The sequence below is a fragment of the Bdellovibrio sp. BIS2 genome, from assembly GCF_055398295.1.
On record NZ_AP035879.1, the window covers coordinates 3,824,778 to 3,847,320 of the forward strand.

Here is a 22,543-nt window from a genome sequence, read left to right on the forward strand (position 1 = left end):
AAGATCCCGCCCTGTTCACAAGGCGAAAGTCCTACAACAGACTTTTTTCGACAGCCGAGAAGATGGGACCAGATACAAAGCCCATCAAAACAATGGCAAGAGCCATAACCACTGCCGTCACTGTGGTTGCATTCAAAGAGTGACCCGCGATTTCCGCGTTTCCTTCCTTCATGTACATCACAACGATCGGGCGCAGGTAGTAGTAAACACCGATCACAGAGTTCAACATACCCCAGATTGCCAGCCACAGAAGGCCTTCACCGATAGCTGCGTTGAACATGTAGAACTTACCGAAGAAGCCCAGTGTTGGCGGAATACCTGCCAAAGAAAGCAGGAACACCGTCAAACACAAAGCCAGCATCGGACGTTGTTTTGCAAAACCAGCCAGATCATCGATGTTCACGATATGGTTTTCAGATTTTTCCAGCATCGCCGCAATCGCAAACGCACCGATCGTCATCAAACCGTAAGCCAGCAGATAGAAGATCACGCCCGAAGCACCAAACGCACCGTTGTCGCTGACACCCGCCGTGATCAGACCCACCATCAGGTAACCAGAGTGAGCCACGGAAGAGTAAGCAATCATGCGTTTGAAGTTGTTCTGCATGATAGCCGCGGCATTACCCACGATCATGGTGATAACAGCCATCCACTGAAGGATGTCGAACAACTGATCAGAACCCGTCAAAGACTTGGTTGCGATGATTCTCAAGAACGCTGCGAAGGACACTGTTTTCACCGCTGTGGCCATGAAGGCCGTGTGCGGAGTCGGAGCCCCCTGGTAAACGTCCGGAGTCCAAGCGTGGAATGGAGCAATCGAAACCTTGAAGCAGAAGCCCAGGATCACGAAAGTCACACCAAACAGGAACAAACGGCTGGTCTGAACAAGTTCAGCAGCGTTGTCCATGAAGCTCAGGATGTTTGTGCCACCGGTAGAACCGAAGATGAAAGCCACACCGTAAAGGAACAATGCCGAAGCAAAAGAACCCAGGATGAAGTATTTCAAGGCCGCTTCTTTGGAAAGTTTTTCCTCGTGGCTCATGGCGATCATCAGGTACAGTGCCAAAGACATCATTTCCAGACCGATGAAGACCATCAGCAGGTCCACTGCGGAAACCAGGATCAACATCCCCACCGCACTGCTCATCGCCAGGAAGATCAGTTCAGAGAACTGCTTGCCCGTAGTCGCCGGATTTTCATACATCATAACCATCGCGGCACCCGCACCAGCCAGGGCAATGATACCCATCCACTGAGTGACACCGTCAAAGATCAGACCGTTGTTGAAAGCAGTTTTGTCAGAGCCACCAAAGACCACCAGCAACACAACCGCTGCCACGATACCCGTCAAAGCCTGACCCAAAGTGATCAGGGCGTGTTGTTCGCGGTTGCCACGAAGAACTTTCATCGTGATTGGCAGAAGACTTGCCAGGAACAACGCGATCATCGGAGAGATCAAAAGCACGTCGCTAAGACCGATATTGATATTCATTAGTTACCTCCTTGCGCGTGCGTAACTTCAGAGGCGCCCGGCTGAACAATCGTCAGATTATAATTGCTTCTGTTGTTCACCAGATGATCGATGCTGGCTTTAGAGAAGTTCAGGAAATGATTCGGGAACAGACCCATCCAGAACACCATGATCACCAATGGAACCAGAACTGTGATTTCACGCGCGTTCAGGTCATGAAGCGGATGATGCTCGTCTTTAACCAGCTCGCCCTGTTCACCGAAGAACACACGTTTAAACATCCACAACATGTACACTGCACCCAGAACCACACCGGAAACCGCGAAGTACGCAAAGACCGGGTGAGCCTGGTAAGTGCCCAGAAGGATGAAGAACTCGCCCACGAAACCGTTGGTCATTGGAACCGCGATCGAGGACAAAGTGATGATAAAGAAGAAGATCGTGAAGATTGGCAACACACCCGCCAAACCGCCGTATTTGGAGATTTCACGAGAATGCGTTCTTTCGTAGATCATACCAATCAGGATGAACAGCGCGCCGGTAGAGATACCGTGGTTCAGCATCTGATACAGACCACCACCCATGCCGTAGGCGTTAAACGCGAACAGGCCCAGAAGGATGTAACCCATGTGGGATACGGAAGAGTACGCCACTAGTTTTTTGACGTCCGGCTGAACCATCGCCACCAAAGCACCATAGATGATGCCCACAGTACCGATCAGCATGAACAACCAAGCCCAGTATTCAGAAGCCTCTGGGAACAAAGGAATCACCCAGCGCATGAAACCGTAAGTACCCATTTTCAGCATCACGCCCGCCAGGATCACAGAACCCGGAGTCGGAGCTTCAACGTGGGCATCCGGCAACCAAGTATGAACCGGGAACGCCGGAACCTTGATCGCGAAAGCCAATGCAAAGGCAAAGAACAACAACGTTTGCAAACTGAAGAACGTGCCGCCCACAAACGGGATTTGCAACTGATAGAAATCAAGCAAACTTGCACTCATCTGGCCAGTCGCTTCCTGAGTCAGGTACATCATATAGATGATCGCCACCAGCATCAGCACCGAACCCGCCATCGTGTAGATGAAGAATTTCACGGTTGCGTAGATACGGCGAGCACCACCCCAGATACCGACCATGAAGTACATCGGAACCAGAGAAAGCTCCCAGAACACATAGAAGAACACGGCATCCATTGCCAGGAAAGTGCCCAGCATCGCCGTTTGCAGGATGAACAGACAAACGTGGAAGCCTTTGACTCGTTCAGTGATGGATGTCCAGCTAGCCAGGATAATAATCGGAGTCAGGAACGTGGTCAGCAGAACCAGCCACAAAGAGATCCCGTCGATACCCATGAAATACTGGATGCCGAAGCGCTCAATCCACATGAACTTTTCCACCATCTGCAAGCCCGTCGCGGAAGCGTCGAAGCTTTTGAACAGGGAAAGGCTCACGATGAATTCAATCACGGAAAGACCCAAAGCCAGATGGCGAACGGTGTTCGCCTTAGGCCAGATCGCAACTAACAGCGCGAATAGAAGAGGTAGGAAAACAATGCTACTCAGGATCATACATTACCTCATGATCACAAATGAAAGGGCCACAACCACGCCGATACCGATGTACATCGCGTATTGTTGCATATTTCCGGTCTGAACCGAGCGGGCGAAGGAACCCATGCCACGCACAAGATCACCAGCCCAGAACGTCATCTTGTCGATGAAATTCACGTCGATGTAGTACCAGGTGTTTTTGCTCAAAGAAACCAGCGGATTGATGATGAAACCAAAGTAGGCTTCATCCACGAAGTACTTGTTGTAAACCGTGTTGTAAACCGGCTTGATGCTTTCCGCGATCTTCTTCGGAGTCTCTGGAGACTTCACATAGAACTGGTAAGCCACGATCGCAGAAACAGTCGCCAGACCCACAGAACAGCCCATCAGAACCCATTCCGTCGTGTGATCAATCGCAGTCCAGCCCGGGATCGGAGAAATCATCGGGTGCAACCAGTGCTCCCAGAAGTTCGGCATGTGACCCAGGTGCTCACCGATAACATGAGGAACCCCGATCCAGCCCGCGAACACAGAAAGGATCGCCAGGATGATCAGTGGAATCGTCATGATCGCGGAAGATTCGTGCGGATGAACATCAGCAGAAACACGGCTTTTACCCCAGAAGGTCAGGGCCATCAAACGAGTCATGTAGAACGCCGTCAAAGTCGCACCCACAACACCCGCCGCCCAAAGGATTGGAGAACCCATTGGAGAGTGGAACGCGTAAGCCAGGATTTCATCCTTAGAGAAGAAACCCGAGAACAGCGGAGTTCCGATGATCGCCAGCCAGCCCATCAGGAATGTGATGTGCGTGATTGGCATGTACTTTTTCAGACCACCCATTTTGCGGATGTCCTGTTCTTCGTGCATTCCGTGAATCACAGAACCAGAACCCAGGAACATCAGGGCTTTAAAGAATGCGTGAGTCATCAAGTGGAACATCGCTGCCCCGAACGCACCCACACCGGCTGCCAGGAACATGTAGCCCAATTGAGACACCGTAGAGTAAGCCAGAACTTTTTTGATGTCGTTTTGAGTGATACCGATAGTCGCTGCAAACACCGCGGTCGCCGCACCGATGATCGCAATCACCATCATCGTGTTAGGAGCCATGATAAACAGTGGATTCAGACGCACGATCATGTACACACCCGCAGTCACCATCGTCGCCGCGTGGATCAGGGCGGAAACCGGTGTTGGACCGGCCATCGCGTCTGGAAGCCAAACGTACAAAGGAATCTGTGCGGATTTACCAGTCGCCCCGATGAACAGGAACAACGTGCCCAGAGTCAAAGCCCCCAACCAGGAGGACTCAGCCACGGTTGGCGCCAAGGCATTCAGTTCAGAGAAGTTCAAAGTGCCAAAGGTGATGAACAAAACGAACATACCCAGCAAGAAGGCCGCGTCACCGATACGGTTGGTGATGAAGGCTTTCATGCCCGCCGCTGCTTTTTCTTTGTCTGTGAACCAGAAACCGATCAACAGGTAAGAACAAAGGCCCACGCCCTCCCAGCCCACGAACATCACCAGCAAGCTGTCGCCCAAAACAAGCAACAACATGTTGAAGATGAACAGATTCAGGTAAGCGAAGTATTTCGCCACCCCTTTATCGTGGTGCATGTAACCAATAGAGAACAAGTGGATCAGAGTACCAACACCGGTGATCACCAGAATCATGATCGCGCTGATTTGATCGACGACGAAACCGGCGTTGACCTTGAACTTATCAATCGCCATCCATTCAAAGAAGCTCACCGCGATACGGCGGGCTTCAGCCGGCATGGAAACCAGGTCCACAACCAGCAAGATTGCGGAGATGAAGGAGATCGCCACCGCAACCGTTGCGATGGAACCCGCCACGTTTCCAGAGTGTTTTTTATATCTGGCACCGTTGATCAGGAAACCAACGAAAGGAGCCAGAATCAGGACTGCCATTAATAGAGAATGATTCACAGCTTATCCCCTATCCTTTCAAGTGCTCAAAGAAGCGGATGTTCACTTCGTTGAATCGTTTAAAGATGGATACTGCCAGCGCCAGACCCACCGCCGCTTCCGCAGCCGCGATAGTCATAACGAAGAACACCATGATGTGACCGTCCAGCAGGCCCAGATATTTACTGAAAGCCACGAAAGTCAGATTCACAGAGTTCAGCATCAACTCGATGGACATCAAAAGAACGATCACGTTACGGCGAAGAAGAACGCCCGCCATACCCATAACAAACAAAAGTGCAGCCAGAACCAAGTAATGAGTCAGGCCGATATTATTGATGAACTCAGTGTTCATGTGTTCCACCTTTACTGCGTGCCAAAGCAACGGCACCCACTGCAATTACCAGAAGAAGAACGCCCAAAGCCTCAAATCCGAAGATGTATTTGGTGAACAGGATGTGCCCCAAAGCTTTGGTGGTTTCCATGCCTGTACCCACAAGCACCGGATTGTCTGTGGTTTTTTCACCCATCAGATTCACGGACATTGCGATCGCACCGACTACCAGGCCTGCAAACAGACCGACCGAGGCGATTTTAACCACACCCGTGAACTTGCCGCGGGTGAAGGCCTGAATGTCTTTTTTCAAGTCGAAGAGCATGATCACCATGGTGAACAAAACCATGACCGCGCCGGCATAAACGATCAATTGAACACCCGCAATGAAGAAGGCGTTCAAAGTCACGAACAAGGCAGAGATACCCACCATGGTCATTGCCAGGCACAAAGCGGAGTAAATCGGATTGGACATCAAAATGACACCAAGGCCGGAGGCCAGGGTGACAAACGCTAGAAACCAGAAAAGAAATGCATCTGCTGTCATTTTAACTCCTTACAAAGATGCGATGTAGATCACAAAGGCTGTGATAATGGTGTTTGCCAAAGCCCAAGGAAGCATCGTCTTCCAGCCCAGATCCATCAACTGATCGTAACGGAAACGAGGCAAAGTCCAACGAACCCAGATGAAGACCCACATGAAGAACCCAAACTTGATGTTGAACACCAGGAAGTGGATCAGCGCAACCAGGGCACTTGCCCAGCCGGCTGTGGAAGCAACACCTGCCGCCCATTCATTCAGTTCAGCCACAGAAACGTAAGGAATCGTGTAACCACCGAAGAAGAACAGAACCATCAGACCGGAAGCGATCATCATGTGACCGTATTCCCCGATGAAGAACATGTTGAATTTGAAACCGCCGTACTCAGTGTGGAAACCACCGACCAGCTCGGACTCACCCTCCGCCAAGTCAAATGGCAGACGGTTGGATTCTGCAAACGCAGCCGAGAAGAACAACAAAGCGCCCACCGGTTGATAGAAGATACCCCAGTTCGGCAGCCAGTTTGCGGTGATCGTGTGACCCAGGAAAGAGAACGCCAAAGGACCCTGCTGCGCCAAAGTCATTTCAGTCAGGTTGAACGTGCCATAAAGCATGATCACACCCACGATGGAAAGACCCAAAGCCAGTTCGTAAGAGATCGTTTGAGCGGAAGCACGAAGCGCACCCATCAAAGTGTACTTGTTGCCGGAACCCCAGCCCGCCATCAAAACCGTGTAAGCAGCCAAAGAGCTGACACCCAGGATGAAGACGATGCCCACGCCGATATCATAACCCTGAACCAGGAAAGTGTAAGGACCCCAAGTGGAGCCGAACAGTTCGAATGTTCCAACCTGAATCGGAGAAGAAAGCGGGATCGCAGAGAAAGCGATTGTACCCGGAATCAAAGCAAACACCGGAGCTGCGTAGTACAGGAACGGCTTCGCAGTTTGCGGCATGAAGTTTTCCTTGTTCAGGAACTTCACCGCATCGGCAAGAAGCTGCACCAGACCCAGCGGACCCACGCGGTTCGGACCCAGACGATCCTGAATGAATGCGGAGCCACGGCGCTCAAGCCAAACCAAAATAGGCACTGCTTGAACCATCATCAGGAAGATGACGACCAGTTTTAAACCGTTAACGGTTATCTCGAAAATATCTTTACCCATTCCCATCGCTTAGTCCCATTCCAAAGCTTTAGATTTAACTTCCCAGAACAGCCCGAAGATGAAGATCGCGATGAAAATCATCATGGAAACGAAGACAAATGTGCCTCCGCCTGTCGCGATGAATTCACGGAATGAAATCGCCCAAGGGTACATGAAGATAATCTCGATATCGAAAAGGATGAACAGGATCGCTGTCAGATAGTACTTAACAGAAATCTTTGTTTCCTTTTTCTCAATACCAGGAATACCGCACTCGTAAGGCTCGTACTTCACAGGGTTGTATACCGGTTTTGTCCCAGTAATGTTGGCAGCAAGCCAAACTAAAAAGGCTCCAAAAAGAGCAATGAAAATGACGATGAATATGACTCCACCGAGTGGCACTAGTCCCTCCAAAGTTGTCGTTATTATTTGGATTTCAATTAGTTATATATGTGTCGTCTTTGAAAACCAAGAAATATGAATGGAAACAAGGCGATAAGCGTGGCAAGATGAGCCCACCAAATGAAAGCCGAAAGCACTCACACAAGACTCGAATCCATCCTGGAAAGAGCCTTTGAAACAACTCGCGGAAAGATTCAAGTCACCGGGGCGGCGTCTCCGCTGGCGCTTGCTTACTTTTTGTCGCAGACTTACTCCAAAAAAATCAACGGCTTGCCGCATCTTGTTGTGACTGGCAGTCATCGTGAAGCGGTGACCTTGCAAGCCTTGCTGGAGTTCTTCGACCCAAGTCGTCAAAGTCATATTCTGCCCGCTTTCGATGTTTCCCCGTATTCCGGTCTTTATCCGAACACTCAAGTTGTCGCCGACCGGGTTCGTTTCCTGGCAAAAGCTCAGTCTGCCAAAGCCGGAGAAATCTTCATATCTTCCGTTGACGCACTGATGCAGAAAACTCTTCCGGTGAAAATCCTGAAGGATCACTCCAAAACTGTTCGTGCCGGGGATGAACTTCCCGAAAACCTTTCGGACTATTTCAGCACTTTAGGTTACACCGCCGCTCCGATGGTAGAGGACAAGGGTCAGTTCGCGGTTCGCGGGGGTATCGTCGACATCTATCCCCCCACTGAAAATCAGCCCGTGCGCATGGATCTGTTCGGGGATCAGGTGGAAAGCCTTCGCCACTTCAGTGTCGCTGATCAAAGAAGCTCGGACGAGATTCAATCTTTTGTTCTGACTCCGGCGCGTGAAGTCCTTTATCGCGATGAAACCCATGAAAGACTGCTGCAGCGAGTGCGCGGCTCCCTTGAGGGCCGTAAAGTCGATAAAGCTGAGGCCGAAGAAACCCTGCGATCCCTGGTGTTAAAAAATGCCTTTCCGGGCATTGAATTCCTGCTTCCCTATTTCTACGGCGAACTTGCCACTCCGGCTGATCATTTTCCGGGCGCTTTAAATCTGTGGTTCCTGGATCCGGTGGAGATCTCCCGCTGTGCGGATGAAATGTGGGCGGAATTAAAAGCCGACTATCGCACCAGTGAAGCGCATGTGATCCGCCCCGAGCTTGAAGACATCTACGTCAACTTTGAAACTCTGGCGTATCCGTTACACTCTCGCCAGGTGTATTTTTCTTCGTTGGAATACTTCGACGAAGAAAACTCGGATGATTCCCGTGTTGAATATCGTACGGCAATGACTCAGGATTTTACAAACCTGGCCTTAGCCAACGCGGTCGGCACCGAGCCGTGGCTGCAAGCCGCGACCAACAAACTTCATCGCTGGCGTGATGAGGGTTATCGCATCTTTGTCAGCACCAAAAATCAGTCCCATATCGACCGGTTGTCTTTGGTGTTTGAAAAACTGGAACTGAAAGCCATTCGCACGAACAGTGATGAATACCGCTGGGATTCCTGGCTGCAGGAACAGGATCGTGAACAAAACATCGTTCACATCGTGCCCCGCCATCTTGCGGAAAGTCTGCGCCTGGAAGAGGAAAAGATCATCTTCCTGCGCGATGAGGACTTCTACGGCAAAAAACAGCGCGCCAAAGAATCCAGCGGCGCCCAGGATTTCCAGAAGCAGGCCAAGCGTCTTTCTTTCGGTGATTTAAAGCCCGGCGACCTGGTGGTTCACACCAAACACGGGATCGGCCAATACGAAGGCCTGAAGATCATGAATATCGGCGGAGTCGAATCTGAATACATTCAGGTCGGCTACAAGGATAAAGACAAACTTTATCTGCCGGTATACCGCGTGGGTCAGTTGCAGAAGTTCTCCGGCGCTGGCACCAGCATCCTGGACAAGCTGGGCGGCACTGCCTGGGAAAAAACCAAAGCCAAAGTCAAATCTCACGTGCGCGACATTGCTGCGGATCTGCTGGCCTTGTATGCAAAGCGTGCTGAAATGCACCGCCCGGCTTTTGTGATTAAAGAAGATGAAGTCATGATGTTTGAAAACGGTTTCCCGTATGAAGAAACCGATGATCAGCTTCGCGCCATCAATGACATCCGCAAAGATCTTAAATCCACGAAGCCCATGGATCGGCTTGTGTGCGGCGATGTGGGCTTCGGTAAAACGGAAGTTGCCATGCGCGCGGCGTTCTTTGCCATTCAAGCCCGAAAACAAGTGGCGGTGCTGGCACCGACCACCGTTTTGACCTTCCAGCACTTTGAAACCTTCAAAAAACGTTTCGAAGGCTGGCCGGTGGATATTCGCGTGCTGAATCGTTTCGTGACTCCGGCTGAAGTGAAAAAGACTTTGCAGGATTTGAAAGACGGCAAAGTCGATTTGATCGTGGGCACCCACAAACTTCTGGGATCGTCCATTGCCTATAAAGACCTGGGCCTTTTGATTATCGACGAAGAACAAAAATTCGGCGTCACTCATAAAGAGAAAATCAAAAAGATCAAAACCAGCGTCGACACCCTGACGTTGTCGGCAACTCCTATCCCACGCACACTGAATATGGCGCTTGTCGGGATTCGCGATTTAAGTTTGATCAACACGGCTCCGGTGGATCGTCTGCCAACCCGCACCTTTGTGACCAAGTTCGATCCGGAAACCATTCGCAAAGCCGTGACGGCGGAAATCTCGCGTGGCGGCCAGGTGTACTTTATCCACAACCGCATTGAATCCATTTACGGTTTGGTGGATGAGCTTCGTCAGATTGTGCCGGAAGCAAGGATTCGCGTGGCCCATGGACAAATGGAAGAACACGAGCTTGAAAAAGCCATGCTCGCCTTCTTCCACCACGAAATCGATGTGCTCGTGTGTACGGCGATTGTGGAATCCGGCATGGACGTGCCACGTGCTAACACCATGTTCATTGATACCGCGCACTTGTTTGGACTTTCCCAGCTTTATCAACTGCGTGGACGCGTGGGCCGCTCCAAAACGCGGGCTTACTGTTATCTGATGATGCCAAGAAATCACAAGCTCGATAAAGAGCAGCAAGAGCGTCTTAAGATCATTCAGGAAAACACCGCGCTTGGCAGCGGCATCAAGATTGCCCAGTATGATCTGGAACTTCGCGGTTCCGGAAACATTCTGGGCGAAGAGCAATCCGGTCACGTCAATTCCGTAGGTTATGAAATGTACATGGATCTTCTGAATGAGGCTTTGGCGGAAGCCAAGGGTGAAGCGGTTGAAGACATGGATCTGGATCCGGAACTGAATCTGAAAATCCCGGCCCTGATCCCGGATGCCTATATCAAAGACATCCGCATCCGTCTGGGTTACTACAAGGCTTTGGCGGACATTACTTCCAATGAAGAGCTGGATCGCATTGAAGAAGAGCTGCGTGATCAATTCGGACCGATCCCGGAACAAACCGTGAATTTGATGGGCCTTATGTTGATTCGTCGTCAGTGTAAAGAGCTGGGTGTTCGTGATATCAGTGCGGGATTAAAATCCATTTCTTTGATCTTCACCGAGAAAACCAAACTGAGCCCGGAAAAGGTGATTCAACTGGCAATCCGTGAAAGCAAAAAGTATTCACTGACTCCGGACAACCGCCTGAACATCAAAATGAGCAATATCACCTGGTCCGCAGTTCACGAAGAGATCGACGCTCTTTTAAGACTTATCTAGAATTCCAAACGAAGACCGCCACCGAACAGGAAGTCTGTGGTGGTGTCCGGATCATCCGGCGCTTCGGTTTTTGCATACTGAGTCGCATAGACGTCGATGAAGGTGTTTTCAAGACCCCAGTTGAACGTGCTTTCTTTCGCCGTTTCGTAATCAATCCAATCAAGCTGGATCAATAATCCCACCGTGTAGTTGTAACCCATCTGAGTGGTTGCTGAGAATGAATCCGTCGCACTTTTTTCCGAGAATCCCATCTGCCAGACGTTGATTCCCACATAAGGGGCCACGTAAGGCTCATTCATCAGCATGTCGGCCGTGAATTTAAAGCCGATACCATATTTGGTGATTTCAAGACTGCGATCGCTGTTGCCGTCGACTTTACCAACGCCGTAGAAAGCACCCGCCGCCAAAGAGCCCAGCATGAAGTTGTATTTATAGTCCACACCCAGTTGAATCAGGTTCACCGTGTCCGAACCAAAAACGGCCTTGTAGGATTGGCCGTCCAAAGTGGAAATGAAGTTTTTAAATTCGATCGCCTCATAGTCAAACGACACATAGGTGCCGTGAGTTTCGCGTCGGACTTTGTAGTCAGCCAGATTGTCCTGACGAATCTGTACCTCCACCAAAGGAAGGTTTTCCAAGGCCGGGTTTGGCGTCGGCTCGGCATATCTTTGAACCGGAGCCTCAATCACAGCGGGCTCCTCAGGAGCTGGCGCAACCTCTTCCGTTTCTGCGGTGGAAGTTTCTTCCGGTGTTGTCGTGGATTCTTCCGCGAAGGGGTCAGACTCTTCGTCCATGTCGGTGGTTTCTACAGGTGTTAGATCATCAAAGTCCGCGGGGGCTTGCTGCTGCTGCTGAATCTCAACATCGTCGGCGGCTTCCACTTCTTGCTCGATATCCTGAGCATAGGCAGAAAAGCCCACCAGCAAGGTGAGCAGAATACATACTTTTGATTTAAGACTTTGGTGCAATTTCATGCTGTCTCTCAAATCTCGTCTGGCCTCGTAAGGGCCAAGTGATAGTCTGATCTTATGAACAAGTATATCAGGGGAATCCTTAGGAATTTTAGTTTTTGTCTGCTGATTCTTGTTTTTCCCCACCTTGTACTAGCTTCTGGTCCTTCGGCTGACAAACTGTCAAAAGTCATCGATTCCAAGATCAAACAAATGAGCTCTGAAGAAAAAGTCGGACAACTTTTCATCGTGGGTTTTCCCCACAAAGACGTGGCTCCGGAACTTGAATCCTTTATCGCGAAATACAAACCCGGCTCTTTCCTGCTATTTAAGCGCAACATGGTTTCAGCCCCGCAGATCCGGGAACTGAATCTGGCCCTTTATAAATCAAGCTACAAATATTCCAAACTTCCTCCGCTGATTGCCATCGATCAGGAGGGGGGATCTGTGTCCCGCCTGCCGATCACGCCCGCGCCTCCGAATGCTCTGGCTCTGGGGCAAACCCAGTCCCCGCTTTTGGCAGAAGAAATGGGCTATCAAACCGGGCTGTTCCTTCGCGAAGTGGGCTTCAACATGAATCTTGCCCCGGTGCTGGATGTGGTGGATCCATATTCAACAAGCTTCATTGGTGTCCGGTCTTTTGGTTCCGACCCGGTGCTTGTGCGTGATATCGGCGTGGCCTATTCCAAAGGTCTTTTGAAAGCGCGCGTGATTCCGACGGCGAAGCATTTCCCGGGCACTGGCAGTTTGAATCAGGATCCGCATGTGACGGTGGTTAAAAACAGCGCCACGCTGGAAGAAATGAAAAAGCGCGATCTGATTCCTTTCATGGGTTATTCCAAAATCGGCGCCAATGTTGCGGTGATGATGTCGCACCTGATTTATCCGGGTCTTGATAAGGATCTTGAGCCCGCCAGTTTTTCCACGAAGATTTCCCGGGATCTTCTGCGCGATGAGCTGAAATACCAAGGCCTGGTGATGACGGATGATCTGCAGATGCAAGGATCCAAACAAGTGCTTCGCCCCGAGGCCGCAGCCCTGCGTGCCCTGCAATCAGGATCGGACATTGTGATGCTGACCTGGTCTTTTGCCGATCAGGGAAAGGCTTTTGATTACGTTTTGGCGGCCCTGAAATCCGGCGAGCTTTCCTCTGCCAGCGTGGATGAAAAGCTTCGCCGTATTCTGCGCGTAAAGGCCTTTGCGAACGTCTATCGCCGTGACCCCAAGCTTCCGTCGCTTCTAAGTGGCAACAGTCTTACATCGCCTCAATACGCTGAAATCGAGGACGAGGTTCTTTCCCAGAATCTTAAAACCAGTCTGATCCCACGCCAGTTGCCCTCGGCCAAATCCGCGCGCAAGCCCGCTTCGGCTGAAACTATTTGTGCCGCCTCACCTTCCCAGGATTTTCTGATTTCATTTATCGGCAGCGACAAAAAGAAGATTCCAAGCCTGAAGCTGGATAACCATTCACTGGGTAAGGACCTTTCCGGATTGCTCAGGAAGAAACAGTGCACTGCTTTATTCGTCGGGGTCACCGGCCCCCGCACCGCCCGTCAGGTGCGCGGCCTTTCCCCGCAGGAGCGTCAGAAACTGATTGTGGTGAATTTGGGAGCGCCTCGCCTGTTCCCGAAGTCGCGCGGCTATCGTCAGGTGATTCAGCTTTACTTCAATCACAAGGACGCCGGAAAAAAGATCGCCCAGTACCGGGATGAAATTCTTAAAAGCTCTCAAGGCTCGTTTGCCCTGAAGGATTAGATCTAAAGAACGACATTCTCAAAAAAGAAACGGAGGCTTGTGGCCTCCGTTTTAGTTTCTTACTTCTTCGCTGGCTGTTGTTCAGCCGCTTCGATTTTCGCTCTCGCATGAGCCCAGTCGCGCTGGAACTCTGCCCAGTCTTCGTCTGTGATCAGTTCGTTCATGATCTTCTTTTCAGATAGAGCCAAGAACTCTTTTGTCGCCTGAAGATCAATGTCTTCAGGAAGGTCAGCGATATTGGCAAGAATATTCACGCCCTCAGGAGAAACCTGGCAGTAACCCCAGCTGATAACAGCCACGTCCTGCTTTTCTTTCCCTTTGAGTTTCCATTTCATCACGCCTGTTTCCAGAGTGGTGATCAATGGAGCGTGACCAGGAAGAATGTTTAGTTCCCCCTTGAATGCTGGAACAGTCACCTCGTCGACCTCTTGGCCAACAAGGATGCGCTTTTCCGGTGTCACGATTGTCAGTTTCATATTCACCCCTTAGGAAGAGGCAGGCACTAAGCCTGCAGCTTCTTAGCTTTCTCGATAGCGTCTTCGATAGTACCAACCAGGTAGAACGCCTGCTCTGGAAGAGCATCGTGTTTACCATCAAGGATCTCGCGGAAACCTTTAACAGTGTCTTTGATATCAACATAACGGCCTGGCAAACCAGTGAACTGCTCAGCAACGAAGAACGGCTGAGACAAGAAACGCTGGATCTTACGAGAACGGGAAACAACCAGTTTATCCGCTTCAGACAATTCGTCCATACCCAGGATCGCGATGATATCCTGAAGCTCACGGTTACGCTGCAACAACGCCTGAACGTCACGAGCGCACTTGTAGTGCTCTTCACCGATAACTGTTGGATCCAACAAACGGGAAGTGGAAGTCAACGGGTGAACCGCAGGGAAGATCGCCATAGCTGCGATATCACGATCCAAGTTTGTCGTAGCATCCAAGTGAGTGAACGTGGTTGCCGGAGCTGGATCCGTGTAGTCATCCGCTGGTACGTAAACCGCTTGAACGGAAGTGATGGAACCTTTTTTAGTGGAAGTGATACGCTCTTGAAGAGTACCCATCTCAGTGGAAAGAGTTGGCTGGTAACCAACCGCTGAAGGGATACGACCCAACAATGCGGAAACTTCGGCACCCGCTTGAGTGAAGCGGAAGATGTTGTCTACGAAGAACAATACGTCCTGATTTTCAACGTCACGGAAGTACTCAGCAACAGTCAAACCCGTCAAAGCAACGCGCGCACGAGCTCCAGGAGGTTCGTTCATCTGACCGAACACCAGGGAAGTCTTGGCCAAAACGCCAGACTGTTTCATCTCTTGCCACAAGTCATTACCTTCACGAGTACGCTCACCAACGCCCGCGAATACGGAGAAACCACCGTGCTCTGTAGCGATGTTACGGATAAGCTCCTGGATCAATACGGTTTTACCTACGCCGGCACCACCGAACAGACCGATCTTACCACCCTTTGCGTATGGAGCCAGCAAGTCAACGACCTTGATACCAGTCATCAACATTGCAGCGGCTGTCGCCTGATCTTCGAACTTAGGAGCAGTTCTGTGGATGCCCCATTGTTCTTTTGCGTTTACCGGGCCCATTTCGTCGATTGGTTCACCAACCACGTTGATGATACGACCCAAAGCTTCACGGCCTACTGGCGCAGTGATCTGAGTGCCCAACGCTTTAACTTTTTCACCACGAACCAAACCTTCAGTCTGGTCCATAGAGATCGTTCTTACAACACCGTCACCCAAGTGCTGAGCAACTTCAAGAACAAGGTTGAATTCAACGTCAGAGATAAATTTATTTGTTACACGCAGAGCGGAGTTGATCGCAGGAAGTTCCCCGCCTTCAAATTCCACGTCTACTACGGGACCCATTACCTGTTTTACTTTACCGAATGCCATTATTCAGCTCCCTATCCTTTAAGCGCTTCAGCGCCAGATACGATTTCAATCAATTCTGTAGTAATTTTTTCTTGTCTCAGTTTGTTGTACGTCAGAGTGAGTTTGTTGATCATCTCTTTCGCGTTGTTTGTCGCGTTTTCCATCGCGCTCATACGAGCACCATGTTCACCCGCAACAGACTCGGACATACATCTGTAAACCTGAAGCTCGAAGTGCTTCTCAAGCAATTCTTTGATGATTTGCTCTGGAGCCGGTTCGAAGATCATGTCGACAGCAAAGTTGGAAGCAGTGTCAGCTTCTTTTTTGAAAGTCGTCAGACCAAGATCAATTGGCAGAAGAGTTTCAGCCGTCACAACCTGAGAGATTGCAGATTTGAACTCATTGTGAACGATACGAACTTCATCGTATGAACCTTCGAGGTAATCATTCATCACGCGGTTGGCAACTTTGGAAGCCAGCTCATAGGAGATGTCTTTATCAAGTTTGGTGATGTAATCCACCGCTTTGATACCACGTCTTGCGAAGTAGTCATGACCACGACGACCCACGAACAGGAAGTCGATCTTCTCCAGAGAAGTCTTGTTGTTGTTGTAATAAGCTTCAGCGAATTTGTTGATATTGCTGTTGAAAGCGCCGCAAAGACCGCGATCAGAAGTGATAACAACAAGCAAAACATTCTTTACTTGTTCTTTCTTCTCCATCAACGGATGCGACACTTTATTGGTCACAGCGATATCCGCAATCACCTGACGCAAAGCCAGAGCGTAAGGACGCATATTAACGATGTTATTCTGCGCCTTTCTCAACTTTGCAGCAGACACGAGCTTCATCGCCTTCGTGATCTGCTGGGTGTTTTTAGTGGACTCAATCTGAGCCCGGATATCCTTCAAGCTTGCCATTTAAGCACCAAATTACTTGTTAGAAGGTTGGAAGATAGCTTTGAACTCTTCAAGAGCTGCCAACAATGCTTTTTTAGTATCGTCAGCGATCGCTTTCTTCTCAGAGATCGTTTTGATGATATCAGAGTGCTTGTTTTTCAAGAACTCGATCATCTCTTTTTCGTATCTCTTAACGTCTGTCTCTGGGTATTGGTCAACGAACGCGTTACCAGCAGCGAAGATCATGATGATTTGCTCTTCAACTTTTACCGGAGAGTACTGAGGCTGTTTCAATACTTCAATCAGACGACGACCACGAGCAAGCTGTTGCTGGGACGCTTTATCCAGGTCGGATGCAAACGCCGCAAATGCTTCCATGGAACGGAACTGAGCAAGCTCAAGTTTCAGGGAACCTGCAACTTGTTTCATCGCTTTAATCTGAGCCGCACCACCCACGCGAGAAACGGATTTACCTACAGAGATCGCTGGACGCACACCTTTGTAGAACAAATCAGATTCAAGGAAGATCTGACCATCAGTGATGGAGATCACGTTTGTAGGGATGTAAGCAGAGATATCGCCCGCTTGAGTCTCGATGATTGGCAATGCAGTCAAAGAACCGCCGCCTTTATCAGCAGACAATTTGGAAGCACGTTCCAACAAACGGCTGTGGCAATAGAATACGTCACCTGGGTAAGCTTCACGGCCCGGAGGACGACGAAGAAGCAAAGACAACTGACGGTAAGCTTGAGCTTGTTTCGTCAAGTCATCGTATACGATCAGAGCGTGTCTGCCAGTATCACGGAAGTATTCAGCCATCGCTGTACCGGAGTAAGCAGCCAGGTATTGAAGTGGAGCTGGGTCAGAAGCGTTGGCCGCGATAACAGTCGTGTACTCAAGAGCACCCGCTGCACGCAGTTTTTCAACTACCAAGGCAACTGTGGATTGTTTTTGACCGATAGCTACGTAGAAGCACTGAACATTCAAACCTTTTTGGTTGATGATAGTGTCAACGGCGATAGTTGTTTTACCAGTTTGACGGTCACCGATGATCAACTCACGCTGACCACGACCGATTGGTACAAGGGCGTCGATCGCCTTGATACCAGTTTGAAGAGGCTCTTCAACCGGGTGACGGTAAACGATACCAGGAGCTTTTGTTTCAACGATACGGGAGTGAGGCGTGTTGATAGCGCCACGGCCGTCAATCGGGTTACCAAGAGCGTCTACAACGCGACCAAGAAGAGCTTCACCTACAGGTACGGAAACGATCTTTTTCGTTCTTTTAACTACGTCGCCTTCTTTGATGTGACGGTCTTCACCGAACAATACGGCACCAACGTAACCTTCTTCAAGGTTCAGAACCATTCCGTATACTTCGCCTGGGAACTCTACAAGTTCACCAGCCATTGCGTTTTCAAGACCATAGATACGAGCAACCCCGTCCCCTACGGAAAGAACGCTACCTGTTTCACTTACTTCAATCTTTTTGTTGTATTGATTGATTTGCTCTTTGAGAACGCGACTGATCTCGTCAGCACGGATTTGTGTTTCCATTGTTAGTTGGCTCTCCTGTTTAGTTCTTCATTTAATTTTTTAAGATGAGTGTCGATGCTGTCATCGAAAGTCCAGCCGCCTACAGTGGCAACCACGCCACCAAGCAGTTTGGAATCCTGTTCGTACGTCAGAACGATTTTCTTATTCAAAACTTTAGTGATTTTTTGTTCGATGTCTTTTTGAGCATCCGCCGCCAAAGGCTGGGCAGAACGAACCACTCCGCGAGTCACGCCGTCTTCCAGATCCAGAAGGTCGCGGTAGGCGAAGGAGATTTGCTCAAGAACACCGAAGCGGTTTTTTTCAGCCAGAAGAACAAGTGTGTTCACCACTTCTTCAGACACACCTTTGCCGGACAAAGATGCTTTTACAGCTGCGATCTTCTGATCAGAACCGATCATTGGATTTTCGAAATAGTTTTTTACAGAGGCATCGCCCGCGAAGGACTTCACCAGCGCTTGCAGTTCTGCGTGCACTTGAGTGTGGATGCCTTTTTGCTTTGCTACAGCCAGAAGGGCTTTTGCGTATCTTTTGGAAATCTCGCTGACTCTCATCGGCTTACACTCCAACGTTGTTGATGAAATCTTTTTGCAGTTTTTGCTGATCGGAAGAACCAAGGTCCTTCGTCAAAACGATGCGGGCTGCTTCAACAGAATCCTGCAGAAGCTGGGTGCGAAGCTCTTTTTGAGCGCGCTGAACTTCAAGACGTGCTGTCAGTTCGGCATCATTTTTAATACGTTTTGTAACGTCATTGGCTTCTTCAAGAATTTGCTTCTTAAGATCTTCAGCGTGAGTCTGTGCTTTGCGCAGGTTCTCTTCACGGGTCTGATCCAGATTTGCCAGTTTGTTCTTGATATCAACGAATTCTTTTTCAGCCTGCTCACGCGCAAACGCGGATTTCTGAGCCGCTTCCAGGTAAGCCGCTTTACGACCTGCAAAGAAGGACACGATGGCATCTTTAGTAAAGTAGATGATCGCCGCAAACAGGATCGTCAGGTTGATCGCCTGGAACATGATTGTGGAAGTTGGGATATGATTGTCACCGTGATGACCGCCACCTGCTGCGAATACCGCTGCTGGAGCCAGAAGTACCAATACATTCAAAATCAATTTCATATGCACTACTCTCTTATTTGCCAAGAAGCTTGCTGGTGATTGCCATCGCTACAGAATTTGTCTGGGACTTCAATTCACCCGCCGCAGTTGCAACCGCACTGGTGATGGAGTTTCTGTTGTCCTGAACAAGTTTGTCCGCCTCTGCGCGAGCTTTGGAAACTGCAGATTCGTAATCTTTGGTCGCCTGAGATTTGGCCGCATCAATGATGGATTTCATCTGGCTGTTCAGATCACGGGTTTTTACTTCGTACTCTGTCTGCAACTCTACGGATTTGTTTTGATATTCAAGAGCAAGATCTTCGCCGCCCTTGGTTCTTCTTTCTCTTTCTTCCAATGCATGCGCATACGGACCGAAGACGACTTTGCTTAAAAAGATCAAAGCGATTGCGAAGAACACAAACTGAATGCCGGCCGTGGTATTGATACCTAGTTGTGCAAAAATGTCCATTTTGTTGAAATCCCTACTGATTTTTTGACCTTCGGGATTAGCATTGGGGGCCGGAACAGGTCAAGGCGAATTTCTAATTGATAATGTTCGCTGCCTAAGACTTAGGCATGTAGGACGCGCCCTCGAAAACGACGCCTTCGTCGATTCGCAGGCTTGGGGATGTCACGGTGCCTTTAAAGATGGCCGGAGGGTGCATGATAACCCTGCGACGGGCAAAGAGATTTCCCTCCACCCGGCCGCTAATAACGATCGTATCAGCTTCGATCTGGGCCGTTACAGAGGCCCCTTCGTTGATAACGATGGTATCCTTGGTAAAGATTTCCCCCTTAAAATCACCGCCAATTTGAACGGTCCCCTCGAAGCTGAGCTTTCCTTCGAAATGGGTCCCCTGGTCAAGGATTGCCGTCACATGACCAGTCAAAAGATCTTCTTGGAGTGCGGGGGAAAGGTTTACTGCCATCCTTCTTTAAGCCTATCTACCATATTGGTCAGTTCGTCATCGGAATAGAAGTGAATGGTGATTTTACCTTTTGAATTGGCATAATCAATGTTCACTTTCGTACCCAGCATTTTCTGAAGCTCATCGCTCAAACCAGAAATCAAACGCTGGGTTACATTAGAATCAAAAGTCGGTGCCTCTTCAACTTCCTCGTGACCTTTCACGACGGCTTGCACCATTTTTTCCAGCTTACGAACCGCGATTTTTTCGTTAACCACTTTTTTCGCAAATTCGATCTGCTTCTTTGGATCCTGCAAAGAAAGAAGAACCTTGGCGTGACCCACGGAAAGTTCGTTTCCAGAGATCATCTCTTTTACAGAGTCAGGCAAAGACAACAAACGAACGGCGTTGGCCACCGTTGCACGGTCACGACCCACCTTCTCTGCAACCTGCTGCTGAGACAGTTTAAACTCGGAAATCAGACGGGAGTAACCTTCTGCTTCCTCGATCGGGTTCAGATCTTCACGCTGAATGTTCTCAACAATCGCCAGTTCCAGCGCTTGTTTGTCATCGTAATTCTTAAGGATAACTGGAACTTCATGCAATCCCGCCAGTTGGGATGCACGCCAGCGGCGTTCACCGGCCACGATTTCCAGTTTCCCGGAAGCCGTACGACGAGCCACGATGGGCTGAAGAATACCGTTCTCTTTAATAGACTGAGCAAGCTCCTGAAGAGGCTCTTTCTCAAAAGTTCTACGAGGCTGGTATTGACCAGGTGAAAGCTTATCAATTCCCACTTTCCAGATTTTGCTCTCAGGGTCTACGGGAGGGGCGACGGGTGTCGCTGTTTGAGGAGCAGCCGCTGGAGCGGGAGTTGTAGCTACTGTATTATTAATAGATGTGGCAGCAGGTGCCTTCGGAGCTGCCGGAGCTTGTTCCGGAGCCGGACCACCCAACAAAGAGCCCAAGCCGCGGCCCAGGCCTTTTTTCTTGTTTGAGGATTCTACAGCAATATCAGACATTTAAATTCCCCTTCTTATGCCATTTGTTCTGTCTGTGGAGCCATTTCCGGCGTCACTTTTACTTCCGAGCGAGCAATCACTTCACGTGCAAGCTCTAGGTATCTGACGGCGCCGATGGATTTGCTGTCGTACTCGAAGATGGATTGTCCATGGCTTGGTGCCTCACTGAGGCGTACATTTCTTGGAATGATGGCGTTGAATACTTTCTCGCCAAAGTGGTTCTTAATCTCGGTCACTACTTGGTGACTCAGATTATTTCGAATATCAAACATCGTCAGAACGATGCCTTCGATATGCAGTTGAGGATTCAAATTCTTTTTGATTAGTCCCGCCGTATTCAAAAGCTGACTAAGCCCTTCAAGTGCATAGTACTCACACTGCAGAGGCACAAGGAAACTGTCCGCCGCATTCAAGGAGTTCAAAGTCAAAAGACCCAAAGATGGAGGGCAATCAATGATCACAAAGTCATATTGATCAGCCACTGTGGCAATGGCTTGCTTCAGACGGTACTCACGCTGCGGCATATCAACCAATTCAATCTCCGCACCCACCAGATCCGGATTAGCCGTGGATACTTGAAGGTTCGGATTGGAGGTCTTTTGAGTAGCCTCGGTCAGAGTTTTTTCGCCGATGAGTACGTGGTAGCTATTCGCATCCTGGCTTTCGTATCTTTTGATACCCAAACCGCTGGAGGCATTGCCTTGAGGATCCATATCGATCAAAAGAACTCTTTTTCCAAGAGACGCCAAGGCAGAAGAGAGGTTCACAGACGTCGTTGTCTTACCAACACCACCCTTTTGATTCGCTATGCAGATTGTTTTTGCCATTTTTCCTCCTTGAGCTAAAAAAATCCTCCTTTTTGCGTGAACATTCAAGAATAAAGACCAGTTTTTCGCGCGCCGTCTTATGTTTTTCGCGTTTTTTGCCGATGTTCCACGTGGAACAACTGTATTTATGAGAATAATCACCCTGTTTCTTCTTACTTTCAGCCTTATTGCGTGCAGTAAGCCGGATCCAAACCCGGAACTGAAAGATCCTATATTCAACGACTATCAATCACAGCTTGGCGCCACTTCGGCCGCTCTTGAATCCGAGAAAAAGGGTCTTGAGGGATTTGAGAAGGAACTGACCGAGGTTGTTCCGCAAACAGGTCAGATTAAATACGCCCAGAAACGTGTGCGCGAATCCAAAGAAAAGATCACGCGCCTGGAGCAAGAAAAGCAGTATCTGGAGCTAAAGATTGAAGCCCGCCGAAAGGAAGCAAAGCGCTCCTACAACAAAGCCTTTAAAAAGGGCGAGACTTGGCCTGATCCCCAGGAATGGGCGTCCTATCAGACCGAACAGCGCTTTAGAAATGCCAAAAAAAGCTGGGACGTGAAAGAAAGAATGAAAGAAGTCGGCCTAGGGGAAGAAAAAACCCCCGAACCAGCGGCCGGGGGTCATCATTAGCG

At 49.6% G+C, this 22,543-nt stretch carries 21 protein-coding genes; 3 read left to right on the forward strand and 18 right to left on the reverse strand.

The genetic code is table 11. The features are described 5' to 3' along the window. Positions 1-31: 31 nt before the first annotated feature. From ACZ520_RS18320 to ACZ520_RS18350, 7 genes are read right to left on the reverse strand one after another with little or no spacing between them, the layout of a single operon-like run. Positions 32-1,492 carry an NADH-quinone oxidoreductase subunit N gene (locus ACZ520_RS18320; protein ID WP_088563778.1) on the reverse strand — a complete coding sequence of 487 codons (1,461 nt, stop codon included), beginning with the start codon at positions 1,490-1,492 and terminating at the stop codon, positions 32-34. After that, on the reverse strand, positions 1,492-3,045 hold the full coding sequence (locus ACZ520_RS18325; protein WP_088563777.1) for a complex I subunit 4 family protein: 1,554 nt from the start codon (positions 3,043-3,045) through the stop codon (positions 1,492-1,494). The genes ACZ520_RS18320 and ACZ520_RS18325 overlap by 1 nt, the downstream gene beginning before the upstream one ends. A gap of 3 nt (positions 3,046-3,048) precedes the next feature. Next, on the reverse strand, positions 3,049-4,962 hold the full coding sequence (nuoL, locus tag ACZ520_RS18330; protein WP_464126941.1) for an NADH-quinone oxidoreductase subunit L: 1,914 nt from the start codon (positions 4,960-4,962) through the stop codon (positions 3,049-3,051). Between the two features lie 28 nt (positions 4,963-4,990). Beyond that, positions 4,991-5,314: an NADH-quinone oxidoreductase subunit NuoK gene (gene nuoK / locus ACZ520_RS18335; protein ID WP_011166187.1), complete on the reverse strand. Its 324-nt coding sequence runs from the start codon at positions 5,312-5,314 to the stop codon at positions 4,991-4,993. Continuing rightward, positions 5,304-5,840: an NADH-quinone oxidoreductase subunit J gene (locus tag ACZ520_RS18340; RefSeq protein WP_088563775.1), complete on the reverse strand. Its 537-nt coding sequence runs from the start codon at positions 5,838-5,840 to the stop codon at positions 5,304-5,306. Before ACZ520_RS18340 ends, nuoK begins: the two co-directional genes overlap by 11 nt. A gap of 9 nt (positions 5,841-5,849) precedes the next feature. Then, entirely contained in the window at positions 5,850-7,001 is a 1,152-nt protein-coding gene (locus ACZ520_RS18345; RefSeq protein WP_232468922.1) for a complex I subunit 1/NuoH family protein, read from the reverse strand. Positions 7,002-7,010: 9 nt separating this feature from the next. Next, on the reverse strand, positions 7,011-7,274 hold the full coding sequence (locus tag ACZ520_RS18350) for an NADH-quinone oxidoreductase subunit A (protein ID WP_015092825.1): 264 nt from the start codon (positions 7,272-7,274) through the stop codon (positions 7,011-7,013). A 228-nt stretch (positions 7,275-7,502) separates the two neighbouring features. On the opposite strand from ACZ520_RS18350, the gene mfd reads away from it, so the two are divergent. After that, the gene (gene mfd / locus ACZ520_RS18355) at positions 7,503-11,021 is read left to right on the forward strand and encodes a transcription-repair coupling factor (RefSeq protein WP_464126944.1); all 3,519 of its coding nucleotides are present in this window, start codon (positions 7,503-7,505) and stop codon (positions 11,019-11,021) included. On the opposite strand, the gene ACZ520_RS18360 is transcribed toward mfd, so the two are convergent. Further along, positions 11,018-11,995, reverse strand: a complete 978-nt coding sequence (locus ACZ520_RS18360) for a hypothetical protein (protein ID WP_464126946.1) — start codon at positions 11,993-11,995, stop codon at positions 11,018-11,020. The two genes, mfd and ACZ520_RS18360, sit on opposite strands and share 4 nt — an antisense overlap. Positions 11,996-12,184: 189 nt before the next feature. On the opposite strand from ACZ520_RS18360, the gene ACZ520_RS18365 reads away from it, so the two are divergent. Continuing rightward, entirely contained in the window at positions 12,185-13,726 is a 1,542-nt protein-coding gene (locus ACZ520_RS18365) for a glycoside hydrolase family 3 protein (protein ID WP_416479725.1), read from the forward strand. 59 nt (positions 13,727-13,785) lie between these two features. Here the strand turns inward: ACZ520_RS18365 and atpC are convergent, their stop codons facing one another. The 10 genes from atpC to ACZ520_RS18415 all read right to left on the reverse strand — a co-directional run bounded on the left by atpC (position 13,786) and on the right by ACZ520_RS18415 (position 21,919). Then, the gene (gene atpC / locus ACZ520_RS18370; RefSeq protein ID WP_232468918.1) at positions 13,786-14,202 is read right to left on the reverse strand and encodes an ATP synthase F1 subunit epsilon; all 417 of its coding nucleotides are present in this window, start codon (positions 14,200-14,202) and stop codon (positions 13,786-13,788) included. Positions 14,203-14,228: 26 nt separating this feature from the next. Continuing rightward, positions 14,229-15,635, reverse strand: coding sequence for a F0F1 ATP synthase subunit beta (gene atpD / locus ACZ520_RS18375; protein ID WP_088563769.1), 1,407 nt, complete (start codon positions 15,633-15,635; stop codon positions 14,229-14,231). Between the two features lie 11 nt (positions 15,636-15,646). Then, positions 15,647-16,534 (reverse strand): ATP synthase F1 subunit gamma, encoded by an 888-nt coding sequence (gene atpG, locus ACZ520_RS18380; protein ID WP_416479724.1) that lies wholly within the window; start codon positions 16,532-16,534, stop codon positions 15,647-15,649. A gap of 12 nt (positions 16,535-16,546) precedes the next feature. Beyond that, complete coding sequence (atpA, locus tag ACZ520_RS18385) at positions 16,547-18,070, reverse strand: F0F1 ATP synthase subunit alpha (protein WP_088563767.1); 1,524 nt, start codon at positions 18,068-18,070, stop codon at positions 16,547-16,549. A 2-nt stretch (positions 18,071-18,072) separates the two neighbouring features. After that, positions 18,073-18,621 (reverse strand): ATP synthase F1 subunit delta, encoded by a 549-nt coding sequence (atpH, locus tag ACZ520_RS18390; RefSeq protein WP_088563766.1) that lies wholly within the window; start codon positions 18,619-18,621, stop codon positions 18,073-18,075. 4 nt (positions 18,622-18,625) lie between these two features. Next, complete coding sequence (locus ACZ520_RS18395) at positions 18,626-19,183, reverse strand: ATP synthase F0 subunit B (RefSeq protein WP_232468916.1); 558 nt, start codon at positions 19,181-19,183, stop codon at positions 18,626-18,628. A 13-nt stretch (positions 19,184-19,196) separates the two neighbouring features. Then, positions 19,197-19,631, reverse strand: coding sequence for an ATP synthase F0 subunit B (locus ACZ520_RS18400; protein ID WP_088563764.1), 435 nt, complete (start codon positions 19,629-19,631; stop codon positions 19,197-19,199). Between the two features lie 94 nt (positions 19,632-19,725). Next, positions 19,726-20,091 carry a bactofilin family protein gene (locus tag ACZ520_RS18405; protein WP_011166201.1) on the reverse strand — a complete coding sequence of 122 codons (366 nt, stop codon included), beginning with the start codon at positions 20,089-20,091 and terminating at the stop codon, positions 19,726-19,728. Next, positions 20,082-21,092 carry a ParB/RepB/Spo0J family partition protein gene (locus tag ACZ520_RS18410; RefSeq protein WP_088563762.1) on the reverse strand — a complete coding sequence of 337 codons (1,011 nt, stop codon included), beginning with the start codon at positions 21,090-21,092 and terminating at the stop codon, positions 20,082-20,084. The genes ACZ520_RS18405 and ACZ520_RS18410 overlap by 10 nt, the downstream gene beginning before the upstream one ends. Before the next feature lie 14 nt (positions 21,093-21,106). Next, positions 21,107-21,919 carry a ParA family protein gene (locus ACZ520_RS18415; protein ID WP_038450418.1) on the reverse strand — a complete coding sequence of 271 codons (813 nt, stop codon included), beginning with the start codon at positions 21,917-21,919 and terminating at the stop codon, positions 21,107-21,109. 127 nt (positions 21,920-22,046) lie between these two features. Here ACZ520_RS18415 and ACZ520_RS18420 point away from each other — a divergent pair, with 127 nt between their 5' ends. Next, on the forward strand, positions 22,047-22,541 hold the full coding sequence (locus tag ACZ520_RS18420) for a hypothetical protein (RefSeq protein ID WP_464126952.1): 495 nt from the start codon (positions 22,047-22,049) through the stop codon (positions 22,539-22,541). Positions 22,542-22,543 lie beyond the last annotated feature (2 nt).